Source organism: Schaalia sp. JY-X159, from assembly GCF_014525425.1.
In the GTDB taxonomy this organism is placed as follows: Bacteria; Actinomycetota; Actinomycetes; order Actinomycetales; family Actinomycetaceae; genus Scrofimicrobium.
Map to the genome: position 1 here is coordinate 91,254 of NZ_JACEXI010000005.1, position 17,240 is coordinate 108,493.

The 17,240-nt window shown below is 58.4% G+C and carries 15 protein-coding genes; 5 read left to right on the forward strand and 10 right to left on the reverse strand.

Annotated elements, in window-relative coordinates:
- Positions 1-336 precede the first annotated feature (336 nt).
- The 10 genes from IDL90_RS09370 to IDL90_RS09415 all read right to left on the reverse strand — a co-directional run bounded on the left by IDL90_RS09370 (position 337) and on the right by IDL90_RS09415 (position 12,105).
- On the reverse strand, positions 337-1,656 hold the full coding sequence (locus IDL90_RS09370) for a GNAT family N-acetyltransferase (RefSeq protein ID WP_187994335.1): 1,320 nt from the start codon (positions 1,654-1,656) through the stop codon (positions 337-339).
- A gap of 331 nt (positions 1,657-1,987) precedes the next feature.
- Complete coding sequence (locus IDL90_RS09375; protein ID WP_223175166.1) at positions 1,988-2,212, reverse strand: FitA-like ribbon-helix-helix domain-containing protein; 225 nt, start codon at positions 2,210-2,212, stop codon at positions 1,988-1,990.
- Positions 2,213-2,254: 42 nt separating this feature from the next.
- A complete protein-coding gene (locus tag IDL90_RS09380; protein WP_182141973.1) occupies positions 2,255-3,526 on the reverse strand; it encodes an ATP-binding protein in 1,272 nt (423 codons plus the stop codon).
- A gap of 151 nt (positions 3,527-3,677) precedes the next feature.
- Complete coding sequence (locus IDL90_RS09385; RefSeq protein WP_187994336.1) at positions 3,678-4,712, reverse strand: SMI1/KNR4 family protein; 1,035 nt, start codon at positions 4,710-4,712, stop codon at positions 3,678-3,680.
- Positions 4,713-4,906: 194 nt separating this feature from the next.
- Positions 4,907-5,590, reverse strand: coding sequence for a hypothetical protein (locus tag IDL90_RS09390; RefSeq protein ID WP_187994337.1), 684 nt, complete (start codon positions 5,588-5,590; stop codon positions 4,907-4,909).
- 79 nt (positions 5,591-5,669) lie between these two features.
- A complete protein-coding gene (gene ychF, locus IDL90_RS09395; RefSeq protein WP_187994338.1) occupies positions 5,670-6,752 on the reverse strand; it encodes a redox-regulated ATPase YchF in 1,083 nt (360 codons plus the stop codon).
- Between the two features lie 75 nt (positions 6,753-6,827).
- Complete coding sequence (locus tag IDL90_RS09400) at positions 6,828-7,847, reverse strand: 4-hydroxy-3-methylbut-2-enyl diphosphate reductase (RefSeq protein ID WP_187994339.1); 1,020 nt, start codon at positions 7,845-7,847, stop codon at positions 6,828-6,830.
- A gap of 106 nt (positions 7,848-7,953) precedes the next feature.
- Positions 7,954-9,084 (reverse strand): sugar-binding protein, encoded by a 1,131-nt coding sequence (locus tag IDL90_RS09405; RefSeq protein WP_182141956.1) that lies wholly within the window; start codon positions 9,082-9,084, stop codon positions 7,954-7,956.
- 84 nt (positions 9,085-9,168) lie between these two features.
- Positions 9,169-10,485 (reverse strand): ABC transporter permease subunit, encoded by a 1,317-nt coding sequence (locus tag IDL90_RS09410; protein WP_182141955.1) that lies wholly within the window; start codon positions 10,483-10,485, stop codon positions 9,169-9,171.
- An 18-nt stretch (positions 10,486-10,503) separates the two neighbouring features.
- Positions 10,504-12,105, reverse strand: coding sequence for a sugar ABC transporter ATP-binding protein (locus IDL90_RS09415; RefSeq protein WP_182141954.1), 1,602 nt, complete (start codon positions 12,103-12,105; stop codon positions 10,504-10,506).
- Positions 12,106-12,384: 279 nt separating this feature from the next.
- Between IDL90_RS09415 and IDL90_RS09420 the strand changes: the two genes are divergently transcribed.
- From IDL90_RS09420 to IDL90_RS09440, 5 genes are read left to right on the forward strand one after another with little or no spacing between them, the layout of a single operon-like run.
- On the forward strand, positions 12,385-13,587 hold the full coding sequence (locus IDL90_RS09420; protein WP_182141953.1) for an ROK family transcriptional regulator: 1,203 nt from the start codon (positions 12,385-12,387) through the stop codon (positions 13,585-13,587).
- Positions 13,584-14,327, forward strand: a complete 744-nt coding sequence (locus IDL90_RS09425) for an ATP-binding cassette domain-containing protein (protein ID WP_182141952.1) — start codon at positions 13,584-13,586, stop codon at positions 14,325-14,327. The genes IDL90_RS09420 and IDL90_RS09425 overlap by 4 nt, the downstream gene beginning before the upstream one ends.
- Positions 14,328-14,373: 46 nt before the next feature.
- Positions 14,374-15,618, forward strand: a complete 1,245-nt coding sequence (locus IDL90_RS09430; protein ID WP_316930271.1) for an AGE family epimerase/isomerase — start codon at positions 14,374-14,376, stop codon at positions 15,616-15,618.
- Between the two features lie 48 nt (positions 15,619-15,666).
- Positions 15,667-16,983 carry an exodeoxyribonuclease VII large subunit gene (xseA, locus tag IDL90_RS09435; RefSeq protein WP_187994340.1) on the forward strand — a complete coding sequence of 439 codons (1,317 nt, stop codon included), beginning with the start codon at positions 15,667-15,669 and terminating at the stop codon, positions 16,981-16,983.
- Positions 16,980-17,240, forward strand: a complete 261-nt coding sequence (locus tag IDL90_RS09440) for an exodeoxyribonuclease VII small subunit (protein ID WP_316930272.1) — start codon at positions 16,980-16,982, stop codon at positions 17,238-17,240. Before xseA ends, IDL90_RS09440 begins: the two co-directional genes overlap by 4 nt.

The window sequence follows — 17,240 nt, forward strand, 5'->3', positions numbered from 1 at the left end:
TGTCCTTTGTTAGTGGATGAGGTTTGCCGAGCACAAACCTGCGCGCCAAACCGTTCGCGCAGGAACGGTGCTACGACGTGGGTGTAGTGGGGCTCAACGCCCGTTTGGGCGGCGGCCGGGGCGCAGGGTTATCGCTGCTGACACATCGTGAACACCATGGGCATGCAGCGACACATCTCCGAGCGGGAAAGCTCGACGTGTGTAGCGGTGATGCGCTGTGCGTTCACGGGTCCTCCACTTTCTGATGACGTTTCTTTGAGAGACGCCAAGAGGACTATAGGCAGATCCCTACCCACCAGCGCAAGGGCGTTTCACTTCCGCCGTACTCTTCCAGGATCAGAAAAAGTTGTTGAACCGCGCCGGGGTGGCAGGCGCGAACATGGCATCCCACTTCTCAACGTCCTCAGCGGGAAGCCCACGGATCATCCCAACTGTGACCAGGTCGCTCACAGAGGCAGAGGCGAAGACGAGCTCGTCGAGGGCGTTAACGGAGATGGTCGTCGAAGTGGCGACTGCAACCGGGTCCTGCGGATCCAACTTGCGCACAGAGGCGCCCTCGTCCCCAAGTTGGATCTGGAAGGTCCCAGAGCAGTAGCCCATCGGATCCTCAACCGTGAACGCTGCAGAAAGGGCAGCGCTCCTCGCAGAGAAGCTGTAAGAGCGGGCCTCCAGGCATGTGACCGGATCTAAAATGCGAGCCCAGAGAAAGTCGGAAACACCGGTCACTTTGACTGCACGTTCATTGACGAGTGCCAGCCGGAGTGGATTGCTGACCGACATGTCCGCGTAGGAAACCTCTGTCTGACCCTCGATCCTGGCCAGGTGGTTCCACAGTGCAATTTCGGCACGCGGATCGGTCGCATCGAGGTCGCGAACCTTCGTCTTCCAACCTTCAGTAACAAACTCATACACTGCGTACCCGACGACTTCACCCGCGGGATCATGCGCGAGGACGCCGCGGTACTTCGACTCGTATTCCCCAGACTCCATGCTCATGAACATCTCAAGGTCGAATGTGAAGTGGCGAGAAGTGGACCCACGGGTGGTTTGGTGTGCCTTCAGGGCAACTTCACGCACGGCCTTGAACAGGTCGTCGCGTAGCGCCCAGTCAACGTAGTAGCCGTCGATCACTGCTTGGGCTTCCTTGGTCAACTTGAACTTGTCGACTTTGATCTCCACGCTTGCTTCAGACACCACACTCTGGAACCCGAATCGACCATAAATGGAAGCATCCGAAGCGGTCAGGAGTGCGAGGGGCACGCCCTCGTCAGCAGCCTGGCGCAGATTCAGTTCGATCATTGCCCGGAGGATTCCGCGACGCTTGTATGCATTGCGGACGGTGGCAGCCGTAAACATAGACACCGGAACTCTGGCGGCTCCCAGGTTTACAGACTCCCGGAACGCACCAAAGGTTCCAACGGGTAACGCACCCGCCCCACCGACGCCCTCGGGAGAATCCAAGTACGCTGCCGTAACCACCAGGTCATCTGACCCGAAGATCTTCAGCTGCGCCTCGATCGCCTTCTCCGAAAGCTGGGGCTGGTTGAAACCCATGTTGACCGCTTGGGCCCACTGCGCGCCGCGCTTGCTGTCACTGGTAGTGAACTGGGTGATAGTCACGCCGTCGGGCTTTGAGGGGAGCATGGTTGAACTCATCGCCCTACTCTATGGGGAGATGACATGGAAGAGCCACTTCAGGGGCGAGGACGACTCCAAGCAAGAGGTCAGCACCCTCCGAGACTTGGCTAGTGCCCCCTGAGATCAAACTCCTCAAAGAGCCAACCGGGCCCGCTTCCCCACGCTTCAACAATGAAGGTGCCAGTATCTCCGCCTTCAGCCATAAATCCGCGCATCCCATGAAACCCCTGCACTTCTGTCGCGGGAACCACGGTGACAGAGAGGTCACCGAGTTGCGGCTGGGAACACGAAGGGTGCGGCAACGATCAACGCGACTAGGATTCCCACGAAGATCCACCCAATCCGGCTCCTAGACCGCGCGGTCAATCCACTCACGAACAACACAGTACCGGTCTCTGGGAGTAGCAGCCAGCAGTGCCATCCCGATGTATGGCCGTCGAGCCGCCCTGGTGAGGATATCGCGGACCTCGGCCTCCATGGACCGGCCGTGTCCCTTCGCCTGCGTGGCAAGTTGCTGCTTCGGTCGGCGCGTCACGAGGCAGCCGGGGCGATCAGCATTGCGGAACGCAATCACACGTTAAACCTGAACTCCACCGAGTTCCGGCGCCGCTACACGTCACGCTCCGAGCAACCCCAGCGGCACCACGCCGATGCCGTCGGGGCGGCGATAAGCATACGGCCCAGTGTTAATCACAATCGCGTCAAGCAGCCGATCGCCCAGTTGTGACTTTAGCCAAACCAAGTGCTTAACGTCCCGATCATCCACAGCTCCCGCTAGTTTTACCTCTACCACGACAACACGCCCGTCTGGACGCACAACAACCAGGTCAACTTCATGATCTCCATTTCTAGTGCGCAAGTGAAACACGTCCGCTTCTGCAGCCTGTGCGGGCACTCGAACGCATAGCGTAACTAAGGACTCAAATAGTGCCCCAAGCAGACTTCCCGCGCGAGAATCCAGCGGCATTCCATCTCCCCTTAGCAATGCTCCTGGAGATAAACCCAACAAACGCGCGCCTAAAGCTGGATCAGCAAGATGATGTTTAGGCGCTTGCCCCAGCCGTGTCATAGGGCTACCCATCGGGGACCATGCTGGCACTGGATCGAGCAGCCACAATGATGAAAGCACATCCCGATAAGCGATAGTTGTCGAACGAGCGGGCTTTTCACCCTGACCTGGAGTAGCCGCGTCTAGAATCTGAGAATAACTAGCCGTACTCGAAATCGCAGAAGCATAAGCCCTTAGCCACGCCATCATTGCTTCCGGACGCCGGACTGCGAGCCCCTGCTCCGGGACATCATGCTCAACAGCATTGCGCAGATACGAATCAAGTTGGAATCTGCGAGCACGCTCAGACATCCGACGCAACCCTGGGAATCCAGAGGCCGTAATCTCTTCGGCGTAATCGCTCAAATTTAGCGAGCTTTCCCCTTCCATTGGAGGGAGCTTTCCAGTCAGTACTTCCCGCAAACTCACCGTGGGATTGGTCAAGCCACGCTCTAGCAACGTCATCGGCCTCATCCGCAGACGACCAATTCGCCCCGCCCCGGAGTGCTGCGGCGCATCATCTCTGGGACTAGCAGACCCAGCCAGCAAGAACTGCCCACCAGAATTGTCCGCATCAACTGCTCTACGCACTACATCCCAGACTTCCGGAACTTTCTGCCACTCGTCAATCAGTAACGGTTTCGGACGGTTAAGTACCTGAGATGGGTCGGCTTCAACTGGCAGTCGAGTTGAACGCGAATCAAGCTCTATCACTTCCCGAACCCTCTGACGGGCTGTCGTGGTCTTACCCACCGCCTTCGGGCCATCAAGCACAAGAGCGGGCACATGCTCAAAAAGTTCGTCTAGTTCACCATCGACGATTCTTCGCTCGTATCCCATGCTCCCATCATACACTTAGCATGATTCGAATCAGTCAATTAGCAGACTATTAATCAGACAGATAGCCCGAATCGGGTAGTGGCTCTCGCCGCGGCGCTACACGCTAAACCTAAACTCCACCGAGTTCCGTACAGGGCTAACGTGTTTAGGCTCACTTTGCGAGTGCGGCCAAGAACTCAGCGAAGGTCCCGCATTCCTTGGAGAAGTCCCACTCTCCCTTCCCGTGCCCGGCCGTAAATATTTCGCCCGTATTGACCTCGATCACCCACGGATCGGCGGTGACGTCGGCAATCACGACGAGTCCCTGAGGCCAACCGGGAAGTCGCTCGGTGCCCGTGGTGGAGTACCCCCGTTGTGCTTCCAGAAGTTCCGCCGCACCGTACAAGTTGAGCTCACCATGCCAGCCGAACCGGCGGCCGGGTAGGTACACCTTCAGCGGAGAGAACTTCTCCAAGAACTCTCGGTAATCCGACGGCAGACTCCACACCGCATCGATGGCGGCCAGATCCCCTGCCTCGGCGGGCACCAGCCAGCCGGTCGGATTCGCAGGGTCATAGCGATCATCCGCCAGCCGACGTCGCGCGAGCTTCTTCGCCAATTTCGAGGCCAAGAGCTCAATCTGGGAGCGGGGTCGAGCCAACGCGGGGTGCTGCTGGGGGTCCGAGGACCCAGTCCCCGAGGGAGCGCCACTGTTGAACCATGCGACGGCCTCGGCAGCTCGGGATTCGATCTCGTCGGGTTCCCAGAACCCTGGATCAGAGCTCAGCCCACGGTCGAACGGCTGTACCGCGCTGCACGCGAGTTGCTTCAAGGCGTGCGCCCGCACATTCTTGGGGGCGTCCGGGTTGGAGGCGAGAGCGACGAGGGTGGGCTCCGCTGCCCGGCCTCGCACCCGAACCAGGCCCAGGACAGCCCAGTACTGGACGTCTGCCCCGTGATCCGAGGTGAGCCACGTCGCGAAGCGGTCCCCCAACGCAGCATCCGTCGGCTCTGCCATCTCTGCGAGATCTGCACAGAGAAACCCCCGCCAATGAAGGAGCTGGCCCTGCACCACATACGAGGACAGCAAGTCGATCAGTTGCGCCCGTGACCCCGCCCGCTTCAACCGTTTGACACGAGCGTCAAACTTCACTCCGTCCGACTCCTCGAACAAGAGCTGGCACTTCTGCTCCCACGTCATGGCCATGACAACAGCCTAAATGTCACTCGTGGCAGTCGGGATCCCGGACCAGATTGCACCGGCCAGCATCATGCTTTCTTCGGCGCAACCGGCGCAACCTTGAACTCCCCTAGTTCACGCACGTACCAAACCTCTAGAGCGCACGCCCGTAGGCACGGATTCGCCGACTTCGGCGTGGTTTGCTCACCGATCACACGTGATCAGATGTGAAAGCGCACCTCGGTGAGTTGCGGATCCGCAGGCATATCCGGGTAGTGGCCGCGGAGGCCCTCCTGGTAATCGGAATCCAAATCCGACATCCGAATGGGACGCACGTCGTCGACGACACCAGACATTGTCACGAAGCCGAGATGCTCCCCGTCCTCAAAGACAAAGGTAGTCAGCCCCAAGGGCACCGGATCCCGGTAACGAATAGTCCTCGTCTTGCGGCCAGCAAGCACATCGTCGAGATAACGGCGGCTGAATCGTACGAAACGGTCCGGGTCTTCGTCCGGCTGTGCATAGGAATATGGCAGCAACTCACGCACGGAGATAGAACGGATTTGGTCATCGTTGGGCACCAGCACACAGATGTCAGGGTGCTGATCCAGCATCACCTGACGACAGCGCCCGCACGGCGAAATGACGCCACGTCCGCCATCGCCCACAGCAACCATGGTCGCCAACCGCCCCGCGTGAGCGCTGGCCGCTATGCCAAGAACGACGAGTTCAGCGCACGGACCCCCATTGAAGTGATAGTTATTCACCCCGGCGTAGATGTTGCCGTTCAGATCCATCGCAGCCGCAGCGACCGTGTGATTCTGGTCATCACCCAGCGTCGCCGCAAGCTCCATCGCTTTGGCAATCACCACATCGTCGTTCGCCCAGCCAGTCGGTGTCGTCATCCCATCATCATCCCACCCGCCGAGAAACGGTCGCAACCGCAATTCAGGCCCCGGCTCAAGCCATCACGCCAAACCGGAACTACACATTGAACCTGAACTCCACTACGTCTCCATCGCGCATGATGTACTCTTTGCCCTCCATGCGCACCTTCCCCTTCGAGCGCGCTTCGACAAGGGAGCCGTGCTCCATGAGTTCGTCAAAGCCGATGATCTCCGCCTTGATGAAGCCCTTCTGGAAGTCAGTGTGGATCACACCCGCCGCCTCGGGCGCAGTGGCGCCCTTCTTGATGGTCCAGGCACGTGATTCCTTGGGACCCGCAGTCAGGTAGGTCTGCAGCCCGAGGGTGTCAAAGCCAACCCGTGCCAGTTGGTCGAGGCCGGACTCTTCCTGTCCCGTCTCAGCCAGCAGCTCGCGGGCATCGTCCTCGTCCAACTCCACCAGTTCTGACTCCAACTGCGCGTCAAGGAAGATCGCGGGCGAGGGCGCGACCAGGGCGCTGAGTTCAGCCTGCAGGTCCTGGTTCGCCAGCCCGTCCTGGTCCATGTTGAACACGTAGATGAAGGGCTTAGAGGTCATGAGTTGGAAGGAGCGAAGCGCTTCCTGATCCAACTTCGCACCCTCCGGTCCAGACAGCAGCCGGCCTTCCGACAGAAGTTTCTGCGCCGCAAGCGCGGTGTCGAGGACGACCTTCTCCGTCTTCTTGCCCCGCACCTCTTTTTCAAGCCGCGGGATCGCCTTTTCGATGGTCTGCAGGTCTGCTAGCAGCAGCTCTGTCGTAATGGTCTCAATGTCGTCTTCAGGGTTGATGCGACCGTCGACGTGTACGACGTCCTCGTCAGCAAACACGCGGGTCACCAGGCAGATGGCGTCGGCTTCACGAATGTTGGCGAGGAACTGGTTGCCCAGCCCCTCCCCTTGTGAAGCTCCGCGGACGATTCCCGCAATGTCGACGAACGACACCACCGCGGGCACCAGTTTCTGAGAGTCGTAGAGGCTTCCGAGCTTCGCCAGCCGCTCGTCGGGCAGTGGCACCATTCCGACGTTGGGCTCAATGGTCGCAAACGGGTAGTTCGCGGCCAGAACCGTGGCGCGGGTGAGGGCGTTGAACAGGGTCGACTTGCCAACGTTGGGCAGTCCAGCAATACCAATAGTCAAAGACACGCCCCCCAGTCTAAATGAGGTAGGCGCGAATAGACCGCTCCGATTCGGTGAGAACCGGCTCAGAGCGGGACGCGACTAGCGCGTGTGATTCGGCGCCGGCGACCTGCCCTTGACGTGCAGGGGAAGAAGACCGTTATTCTTCAGGTCATTCTTCAGGTTGCGCGGAAGTGCGAAAGTGATGGTCTCAACCTGGGTGCGAACTTCCTCGACCTCGCCAAACCCGCGGTCTTGCAACCAGGTAATAACGTCCTTGACCAGGATCTCCGGGACGGAGGCGCCCGAGGTGACACCAACCGTGTTGACGCCCTCGAACCACTTCGGGTCCAGTTCGGCGGCCTTATCAACGCGATATGAGGCACCAGCGCCGGCTTCGAGGGCGACCTCGACAAGTCGAACTGAGTTCGATGAGTTCGCAGAGCCCACCACGACCATAACGTCTGCCTGCGCGCCAATAGCCTTGACCGCTTCCTGGCGGTTCTGCGTCGCATAGCAAATGTCGTCCGAGGGCGGGTCAATCAGAGCTGGAAAGCGCTGCCGAAGGCGACCGACGGTCTCCATTGTTTCGTCGACGCTCAGTGTGGTCTGCGAAATCCACACCACCCGCTCAGGGTCGCGAACCACAACCTGGTCCACGTCCTCGGGCGTTCCCACAATCTGGATATGGTCGGGTGCTTCCCCGTATGTTCCCTCAACCTCTTCGTGTCCCTTGTGACCGACGAGGACGATGTCGTAGTCTCGCTCCGCAAACCGTACGGCTTCGCGGTGCACCTTGGTCACCAGCGGGCAGGTGGCATCAATGGTCCGCAACGATCGTGCCTCCGCGTCCGCGTGAACCTGAGGTGAAACTCCGTGGGCGGAGAACACGGTCACCGCGCCCTCGGGAATCTCATCAACCTCCTCAACGAAGATCGCACCCCGATCAGTCAGCGTCTCTACAACAAACTTGTTGTGAACGATTTCCTTGCGCACGTACACGGGTGCGCCGTGGAGTTGCAGGGCGCGTTCCACGGCTTCCACTGCCCGGTCAACCCCCGCGCAATACCCACGTGGGGCCGCTAGGAGGATCCGCTTGCTGTCTGCATCCACAACGCTCATGGGTCCAATCTATCGAAGCTTTGACGAGTGAAGATAGCGCGGTCGGCCACACATGCGAAAGGGCAGGTGCCCGAAGACACCCACCCAATCGCATTTTAGTACTGCTCTACTTGAGGTTCTCGTCAATCAAAGCCATGCGCTCCGGATCGTTGGCGAACACCTCTTTGAGATTGGCCTGTGTAACGACCACGGGCTCAAGGGCATAAACGCCAACTTCCCTTACTCCGTTGTCGATCGTTTCGCTCGGCTCAGGCATGCCATTTCCGGCCTGGAGAGACTTGATGATCTCAATCGTTGCAGCAACCAGGTCCTGCGTCGGCTTCGCGACTGTGGAGTACTGCTTGCCCTGGGCGATCCAAACGATGGACTCGTTCTCTGCATCAAGGCCTGAAACAACCGGGATTGCCTGACCGGCTTGCTCTGCCGAGGTGATGATTGCTCGCGCAATGCCATCATTCGGTGAGAGGACACCCTGGATTTCCTTGTCTGCGTAGTTACCCGCGAGGATGGAGTCCATTCGCGCCTGCGCCTTACCGTTGTCCCAGTCCTGCGTTGCGGCCTGGGTGAAGTCCGTCTGACCTGAAACGACGACCAGCGTGCCGTCATCGATCTTGGGTTGCAGAACTGTCATTGCGCCATCGAAGAACAGCTGCGCGTTGGGGTCAGCTGGGCCACCCGCGAAGAGCTCGATGTTGTATGGAGGTTCACCCTTCTCTGCGGCAAGGCCGTCGAGAAGTGCCTGTCCCTGGAGCTCACCGGTGCGGATGGAGCCGAACTGCACGACACCATCCACGGCCTCGGTGTTCTCAATCATTCGGTCATATCCGATGATGTAGACACCCTCGGCAGCTGCCTTCTCAAGGACGGAACCAAGTTGAGTGCCATCGATGGGGCCAACCACGATGACCTTCGCACCCTGTTCGATCATTGCTTCAATCTGCTGTTGCTGCTGGGCAACCTTGTTGTCAGCAGCCTGCACGATTGGGGTGAAACCAGCAGCCGCGAGTTCCTCTTGGAACATCGTGTCTGCTTCTTTCCAGTTCTGAGTGCCAAGCCAAGGCAATGACACACCAATGGCTGCATCAGCGGCGAAACCACCGGCTGCCGCTGCATCCCCACCGGACTCCGCGCCACCGGTTGACTCCTCTTCGGTACCGGTACGGCCACCACCACAAGCGCTCAACGAAAGGGCGGCCACCGCCGCAACTGCGGCAAACCCTGCAATACGTCGTTTCATTGTTTTCCTTTCACGGCTTCCTTCCAGAAGCCCATTTCATGCTTTGAACGAATCAGCCGGCGGCCGCGTTCAGGTTCTTAGTGATCATTCGGTTGGGATCGGACGGTTGGGATCGGTCTGTGCATCACTCTCAGGCCCCGCATTGGCAGGCTCGAGTGACACCATCACGTCTTCTATTCCCTTCTCCCCGTCGCCGTCTTTCGACGAGAAGCGCATAAGTCTGCCGATTATCGATGGGCGGCCCTGTTGCTTGTTGTAGACATCGAAGGCAACTGCTGCAAGCAACACCAGGCCTTTGATAACTGCTGTGCGATCTTGACCAACACCGAGGAGCATCAGCCCATTGTTCAGTGTTGCCATCACCAGGCCACCGATCATAGAGCCGAAAACCGTACCGATACCGCCCGAGACAGCCGCACCACCAATAAACACAGCGGCAATCGCGTCAAGCTCCCAGCTGTTGCCATCATTAGGACCTGCCGAGGTAGCGCGACCTACGAAGAGGATTCCGGCAATGGCGGCAAGGAAGGACATGTTCACCATGACCAAGAAGTAGGTGCGTTTGGTGTTCACACCGGACAGGGCAGCCGCTGCTCGGTTCCCACCCACCGCGTAGATGTGCCGTCCGAAAGCGGTACGTTGAGTGATGATGTGGTAAATGATCACCAGCGCGAGCAGGATCAGACCCGGAATTGGGAACGATGTGCCGGGGCGACCGGTACCGAACAAGTACGTCAAGTATCCGATGATAAGTGCGATGAGGACGGAGCGTGAGATTGGCGCCCAGATCGGCATGTTCTCGCCGCGCTTCTGCGCCTTCGCAAACTTCCTGAACTGGGCCCAGGTGAAGTAGGCGATACCCAAGATGCCCAGTAGCAGTGTGGAGTTGTTAAACCCCGTGTTTGGTCCCCATTCCGGCAGGTACCCCGCACCAAGAGTCGCGAACTCACGCGGTACTGGAACCGAGATTGAGCCCGAGATCCAGATGACCACCCCGCGGAACATGAGTAGACCCGCAAGAGTCGTAATGAACCCCGGAATACCCATCTGAGCGAGCCAGAATCCTTGCCAGGAGCCGATGAGGATTCCAACGGCAATACCAACCAGCATTCCAAGCCACCATGGAATCCCCAGGCTTTGAATGGATAGCGCTACAACCATGCCAACCAGGCCCGCGACGGAACCAACTGACAAGTCGATCTGCCCGATCACGATCACCATGACCATGCCAATTGCCAAAATCAGAACGTAGGCATTACCAGAGATCAGGTTTTGCATGTTCGAGGGCGTAAGCATGCGCCCTCCAGACATGACTTGGAAGATAGCAACCAGAGCAACCAGAGCAATGATCATGGTGTACTGCTGTATGTTGCCCCCGAACACTTCCTTAAGTTTGTTCATTTTGTGAGTCCTGTCGTCTCAATCGGTAATCTGGGTATTCGTGGCAACCGCGCCCACGAGTTCAGCGTCGGTCTCTCTTGTTGTCGAGGACGATAGCGTCATGAGGCGCATCAACTCCTCTTGACTAGTTACTTTGGCATCTACAACGCCGGTAATTCTGCCTTCACAGATCGTATAGATCCGATCGCAGATCCCCAGTAGTTCCGGCAGCTCCGAGGAAATGACGATGACCGCTCGCCCCTCGTCTGCCAGCTGGAATATGAGCCTGTAGATCTCAAACTTTGCGCCGACATCGATACCTCTTGTCGGTTCATCCAGCAGGAGCACTTCGGGGTCTGGGTAGAGCCACTTTCCGAGCACGACCTTCTGCTGGTTTCCACCGGAAAGCGTCGTGACCCCGTCACGCACCGATGACGTCTTGATCTGGAGGTCCTTGCGGTACTTCTCGGCTACCGAGGTCTCCTCCGACAGATCCAGCAAGCCGCCTTTGATGATGGCCTTCAGGTTGGCACTGACAATGGTCCGCTGGATGGAGTCCAAGAGGTTAAGACCCAGCGTCTTCCGGTCCTCAGGAACATAGGCGAGACCGGCATTGATGGCCCCTTGGACGTTCGTAAGGTTCTTCTTCTCTCCGTTGATCAGCAGCTCACCACCCAGGTACTGCCCATAGGTCCGGCCAAACAGCGACCGCGCTAGTTCGGTGCGACCGGCTCCCATGAGCCCCGCAAACCCGACTACTTCACCCTTACTAACCTTGAAGGAAGCATCATTTACCGCCAGGCGATCCGGAATCGTCGCGTGCTCAACACTCCAGTTCTTGACCTCAAACATGGTCTCCCCTGGACGTGAAAAGTGGTCAGGATACCGGTTGTCAAGAGAGCGTCCCACCATCGAACGAATGATGCGATCCTCATCCACTTTTCCAGCAACAACATCATACGTTTCAACTGTCTTGCCATCGCGGATGACTGTGACCGCATCCGAGATAGCAGCAATCTCATTGAGTTTGTGGGAGATCATGATGCAGGTGATGCCCTTGGCTTTCAAACTACGCATCAGATCCAGCAGGTTGGCAGAGTCTTCTTCATTGAGCGCCGAGGTCGGCTCGTCGAAGATCAACAGCTTCACATCTTTGGCCAGTGCTTTGGCGATCTCAACCAGCTGCTGCTGCCCAACACCTAGGTTCTTAATCGGGGTGTTCGGGTCAATCGCCAGCCCCACACGGGCGAGCAGGTCCCTAGTGACCTTCCGCTGCTCATCCCAGTCGATTAGGCCCCGGTTGATGATCTCCGATCCCAGGAAGACGTTCTCTGTCACGGAGAGTTCAGGAATGAGTGCCAACTCCTGGTGGATGATGACGATTCCAGCATGCTCGGAGGCCTTGATGTTGGAGAACTCTACGAGACCACCATCAAAAAAGATCTCCCCCTCATAGGTCCCCGAAGGCCAGACCCCCGAAAGGACCTTCATAAGGGTTGACTTGCCAGCTCCGTTCTCTCCACATATTGAATGAATGTCCCCGCGACGCACGGTCATGGTCACATCGTCGAGGGCGCGAACGCCCGGGAACTCCTTGACAATGCCACGCATCTCCAGGATTGGGGGCGGCTTCTGTGCCATGCATCCTCCAACGCTTCTTTGAGTGGATGGGACCATTTGTCCCGCCTGAAACGATATACCTCACCGCTTAGTCTTCACTTCTAAAAGTCAATCTGTTACCAGACTGTTACCTTCCGCATACACGAACTTCGTCGTTCTAGAGAGGGTTTTCCCTGCTATCGGAAGGCTCCCACACTTGAGTCACACGATATCTTATCTTCACGATATAAAGACATAGTGGGGAGACACCTTCCCGGCAAACGAACGGGTTGATGAAGGAGAAACTGGTAAGATCAGGCCGTGACTACAGGACCGGGCTCTCAGTCTTCACTTCGTGAAGCAAATGCAGCGCGCGTTCTTGAGGCTGTCAGAAAATATGGCCAGCTAACTCAAGTTGAGCTTGCCGCGTCCACAGGTTTGTCCCAAGCCTCCGTGTCAAACATCGTCAAGCGTCTTGTCAAAAGTGGAATCCTCGAAGCGAGGAACACCATCCGCTCGGGGCGGCGTGCTCAGAGCGTCTCCCTGGCTCGTCATAGCGGGTTGGTAGCTGGTTTGCAAATCGGGCGGCGGGGAATGGCCGTGGCGATTGCCGACTCGACACTAGAGATTCAAGAGAAGATCTCCCTACCCCTTCCAGTGGATCACCGGCCGGACACCACCTTGGATAGGGCAGCGATTCTCGTCGCAGAACTGCTTGACCGTATGGGGGCGCACCCAACAGATTTGCTGGCTGCTGGGGTTGCCGTGCCCGCACCGATCGACCCCACCTCCGAGATGATTGCCGTCCCCGGGATACTTCCGGGATGGGACAACATCGCCATGGGTGAGGTCCTCAGTAAGCGATTGAACCGCTCCGTCCTCGTTGACAATGACGCGAATGCTGCCCTACTCGCTGAGAGTCGCTTTGGGAGTCTGCGTGGCGTATCTAATGCGATGTACCTGAGAGCCTCGTACGCCACGGGTGCCGCAATCAAGATCAATGGTGAGGTACACAGGGGAGCGCACGGAACCGCTGGAGAGATTGGACATGTCCAGATAGAACCCACTGGGCTCATCTGTCGCTGCGGGGGTAGAGGGTGTCTCAACACCGTGGTTGGCGCAGAGGCCCTGGTTGATCTCCTTCGACTCAATCGAGGGGAGCTTTCCCTCTCCGATATGATCAACTTTGCCATGGATGATGACCCCGGCTGCCGACAGGTTATTGTCGATGCCGCAGCGCAGGTCGGTGGAGTCCTCGCAGACTTCGCCATACTCTTCGAACCTTCGAAAATTGTGGTCGGCGGCGAGCTTGTCAAGGCCGGCGACATGTTCCTTGACCCCATCCGGACCGCATTGGCTTCCCGCCCACTCCTCCGTGACGCGATCTCGGTGGAGAAGGTGGCTCTGGGCGGAAACGCGGAGCTCATGGGCGCCCTTATTCTTGCGAACCGAGCGGCCCAGGCAGCCGCGTCGGCAGGAACGACTGCAGTTGAAGACTCTACTCATGGAGATGAGGTGCAATGACAAAGTCAGGAATCGTTCTCAGCGTTGAGAACCTAAGCAAGAGCTTTGGAGCCGTGAATGCAATCACGGACGTCTCATTTGACGTTTATGAACATGAGGTTGTTGCCCTGGTTGGTGATAACGCGGCTGGAAAATCGACCATTGCACGCATCATTTCCGGAGCCTACGAGCAGAGTTCGGGTGTCATTCGACTCTGCGGAGAAGAAGTGCAGATTTGCTCGGCGCACGAGGCCCTTGAACTCGGCGTCGCAACTGTCTTCCAGGACCTCGCCCTATGTGAAAACCTCGACGTCACGGCGAATATCTTCCTGGGCCGCGAGCTCCACGACGGTACTCGTCTTCTTGCAGAGAGGAGGATGGAAACCTTGGCACGGGAGTACCTCGACGAACTCGGAGGACGTATCCCGGACGTCCGCGCGCCTCTCTACACCCTTTCCGGAGGGCAGAGGCAGTGCGTGGCCATCGCACGGACCCTGGTGACAAACCCACGGCTCCTGGTTCTGGATGAACCAACCGCTTCGCTTTCGGTCGCCCAGTCTGCTGAGGTACTGAACCATATTGAAGGTCTGCGCGCGATGGGCAAGGGGGTAGTCTTTATCAGTCACAACCTGCCGGATGTACGGGCCGTTGCAGACCGGATACTCGTACTACGCCACGGACGAATTGTCGGAAGATTCAACTCAGCAGACGCCTCCTACGAGGACATAATTGCTGCGATCACGGGACTAACAGCAGGGTAATCACCATCATCTCTACAAGGCACCGCATACAACAAAGGAGTTAGCAGTGGAAAGCACCGAACTGGATGCTGAGTTTCGCGCCCTCGTTGACTTTGCGAGAGGTTCGCGGGTCCCAACCGGGTTCGCAACAATGGATGCTAAAGGGGAAGTCGACCTCGAACGCCCCGTTGAGCTGTGGATTTCGGCCAGGATGACGCATGTCTTCGCCCTCGCACAAATGTACGGGATACCTGGCACCGAGGAACTCGTCGCGCACGGGGTGAACTCCCTGAAGAAGTACTTCCACGACCCTGTTTATGGCGGATGGTACTCGTCGATCATGGCAACTGCGGCCGAGGACGGAAACGGGGTGCCTGTCAATGACAGAAAGGAAGCGTACGCACAGGCGTTCGTGATCCTCGCTGCCGCTTCGGCTCTTGCTGCTGGAAATCACGACGCTGGGCCTCTTCTGGAGGACGCCCTCGCCCAGCAGGAAGAGCACTGGCTCGACCCGGAAACGGGGTTGGTGGCCGAATCCTGGGATCGTTCCTTCACGGAATGTGAAGACTACCGCGGCATCAACGCCAACATGCACACTGTTGAAGCGCTGGTGGCTGCGGGGGACGTCCTCGGCGACCCGCAGTTGGTGGAGCGCGCAACCCGCATCCTCAAGTTTGCCTACGACCGGGCCGGTGAAAACAGCTGGCGCATTCCGGAACACTACACGGCCGACTGGCAGGTTGATCCCGACTACAACGTCGATGAACCGGCTCACCCGTTCCGCCCCTACGGCGTGACACCCGGGCACGGGCTGGAGTTCTCCAGGTTGATGCTGGCAACGCGGGGTTCCCGGGCGCTGCGGGACCTTCCCGAGGAGGAATGGTTGCTCGAGGGCGCTGAAGAGCTTGCGCGGACTGCCGTTGCTGACGGATGGGAAGTCGATGGGGAGCCGGGCTTTGTCTACACCACCACTTTCGAAGGTGTTCCAGTGGTGCGGGCACGCATGCACTGGGTGGTCTGTGAAGCAATCGGTCAGGCGACGGTTGCTGCCGCGGTAGCCGAGGAACTTGGGGAACACGCCAGCGCCCAGGCAGCGAGGCAGCGGGTCGATGAATGGTGGAACTACGCAAAGCCTTCCTTCATCGAGGCTCCGGGTAGGTGGACCCACGAACTGGATCCGAGCAATCAAAAGGCGGGGGGAACCTGGGCGGGCAAACCCGATGTCTACCACGCGGCCCAGATGGTTTTGCTGCCAAGGCTGCCTGTCGCACCGGCATTTGCTGCGGCGCTTCGGGACGGAATGATCAACTGAAAACAAGCCGGGGGGCATAGTGTCGGAGGCCCGTGGGAGACTGTCATCATGACTACGAACCCGCATCAGAACCAAGGCTTGGCACTAAAGGCTGCCATGACCACGGCGGAAAATCCGTGGCCCCTGAAACTCCTCACCAGCAATATCCGCGGCTACATCGACCGCATGTCTGAGATGTGGGTAGAGGGACAGGTTGTTGAGTACAGCCCGCGGGGGTCAACACGCATGTCGTTTTTTACCCTGCGTGATGTCGATGAGGACGTCTCAATGCGCGTTACCGCATTCGGTAGTGCGGTTGCAGACGCTGGGGAGGGGTTTGCTGAAGGAGCACGGGTAGTTGTGCGCGTCAAACCGTCTTTCTGGGAACAGCGCGGCTCCCTCTCCCTGCAGGCAAAGGAAATCCGTCTCCAGGGGTTGGGTTCACTGCTTGCCCAGATCGAAAGGTTGCGCGCCCAGTTAGCGAGGGAAGGGCTGTTTGCGGCGCAGCGTAAGCATCCGCTCCCATTCATTCCGCGCAGGATAGGTCTGATTTGCGGCAGGGATGCGAAGGCCAAGGAGGACGTTCTTGAAAATGCACGGCTGCGGTGGCCGACTGCCCAGTTTGTGATTCGGGAAGTCGCGGTTCAGGGCCAGTACGCGGTTGAACAGGTCACGGCGGCGCTCACCGAACTTGATGCGGTCCCGGACGTGGACGTCATCATTATTGCTAGAGGTGGCGGGTCGGTTGAGGATCTGTTGCCGTTCTCTGACGAACGCATGGTCCGCGCCGCGGCAGGTGCTGCGACACCAATCGTGTCAGCCATTGGTCACGAGGGCGATGCGCCGCTTCTGGACCTGGTTGCCGACTATCGTGCCTCCACGCCGACAGATGCAGCTAGGCGTGTGGTCCCGGACTTTCGGGAAGAACTCAGCGGGGTTTCCCATCTGCATACCCGACTGGTTGCGGCGACAAGCCGCGTGCTTGCCCGGGAAGCTGAAAGCCTTAACCTACTTACCTCACGCCCTATTCTTCAAAGGCCCACTGCTGCACTTGAACAGCAGGCATCAAGCCTGGAACAGGCGATGCTCCGGATGCGCGGGGGGGTCTCAAGAACACTGTCCGCGCAGCAGGCTGAGGTCGCGCAACTACAGGCCATGCTCAACACGCTGTCTCCCACCGCCACTTTGGCCAGGGGATATTCGATTCTGCGAACGCCTTCGAAGACTATCCTCCGCACTACTGGTGAGATCAAGGCAGGCTCACTCATAGAGGGCATGCTTTCCGAAGGAACGTTTGTGGCAAACATTGTTGGGGTGAACCCCAAGGGATCATTCGTAACGGACCCACAACCAAGTCAGTCTTCAACAGAAGGGGAATCACGGTGAACGCAAAGAACGAACCAGCACCCGCAAATGGCGGTTCCACGCTAGCGGACCCAGCCACCATGAACTATGAGGCGGCAAAGGCGGAGCTGTGGAACATTGTTCAACAGCTCGAAGCTGGCTCTGTCCCACTAGAACAGACACTAGAGTTGTGGCAACGGGGGGAAGCTCTTGCATCTCGATGCCGCTCAATCCTTGAGAGTGCGGCGAAGCAGATTGAGGATCAGTCAGCGAACGGGACTGTGGCAGGTTCACTCTAG

Excerpts from the sequence above, each read along its gene's own strand:
- IDL90_RS09370 (WP_187994335.1), bottom strand. The coding sequence starts at position 1,656 with ATGAGTTCAACCATGCTCCCCTCAAAGCCCGACGGCGTGACTATCACC.
- IDL90_RS09380 (WP_182141973.1), bottom strand. The coding sequence starts at position 3,526 with ATGGGATACGAGCGAAGAATCGTCGATGGTGAACTAGACGAACTTTTT.
- IDL90_RS09385 (WP_187994336.1), bottom strand. The coding sequence starts at position 4,712 with ATGGCCATGACGTGGGAGCAGAAGTGCCAGCTCTTGTTCGAGGAGTCG.
- IDL90_RS09390 (WP_187994337.1), bottom strand. The coding sequence starts at position 5,590 with ATGACGACACCGACTGGCTGGGCGAACGACGATGTGGTGATTGCCAAA.
- IDL90_RS09400 (WP_187994339.1), bottom strand. The coding sequence starts at position 7,847 with ATGAGCGTTGTGGATGCAGACAGCAAGCGGATCCTCCTAGCGGCCCCA.
- IDL90_RS09405 (WP_182141956.1), bottom strand. The coding sequence starts at position 9,084 with ATGAAACGACGTATTGCAGGGTTTGCCGCAGTTGCGGCGGTGGCCGCC.
- IDL90_RS09410 (WP_182141955.1), bottom strand. The coding sequence starts at position 10,485 with ATGAACAAACTTAAGGAAGTGTTCGGGGGCAACATACAGCAGTACACC.
- IDL90_RS09415 (WP_182141954.1), bottom strand. The coding sequence starts at position 12,105 with ATGGCACAGAAGCCGCCCCCAATCCTGGAGATGCGTGGCATTGTCAAG.
- IDL90_RS09425 (WP_182141952.1), top strand. The coding sequence starts at position 13,584 with ATGACAAAGTCAGGAATCGTTCTCAGCGTTGAGAACCTAAGCAAGAGC.
- xseA (WP_187994340.1), top strand. The coding sequence starts at position 15,667 with ATGACTACGAACCCGCATCAGAACCAAGGCTTGGCACTAAAGGCTGCC.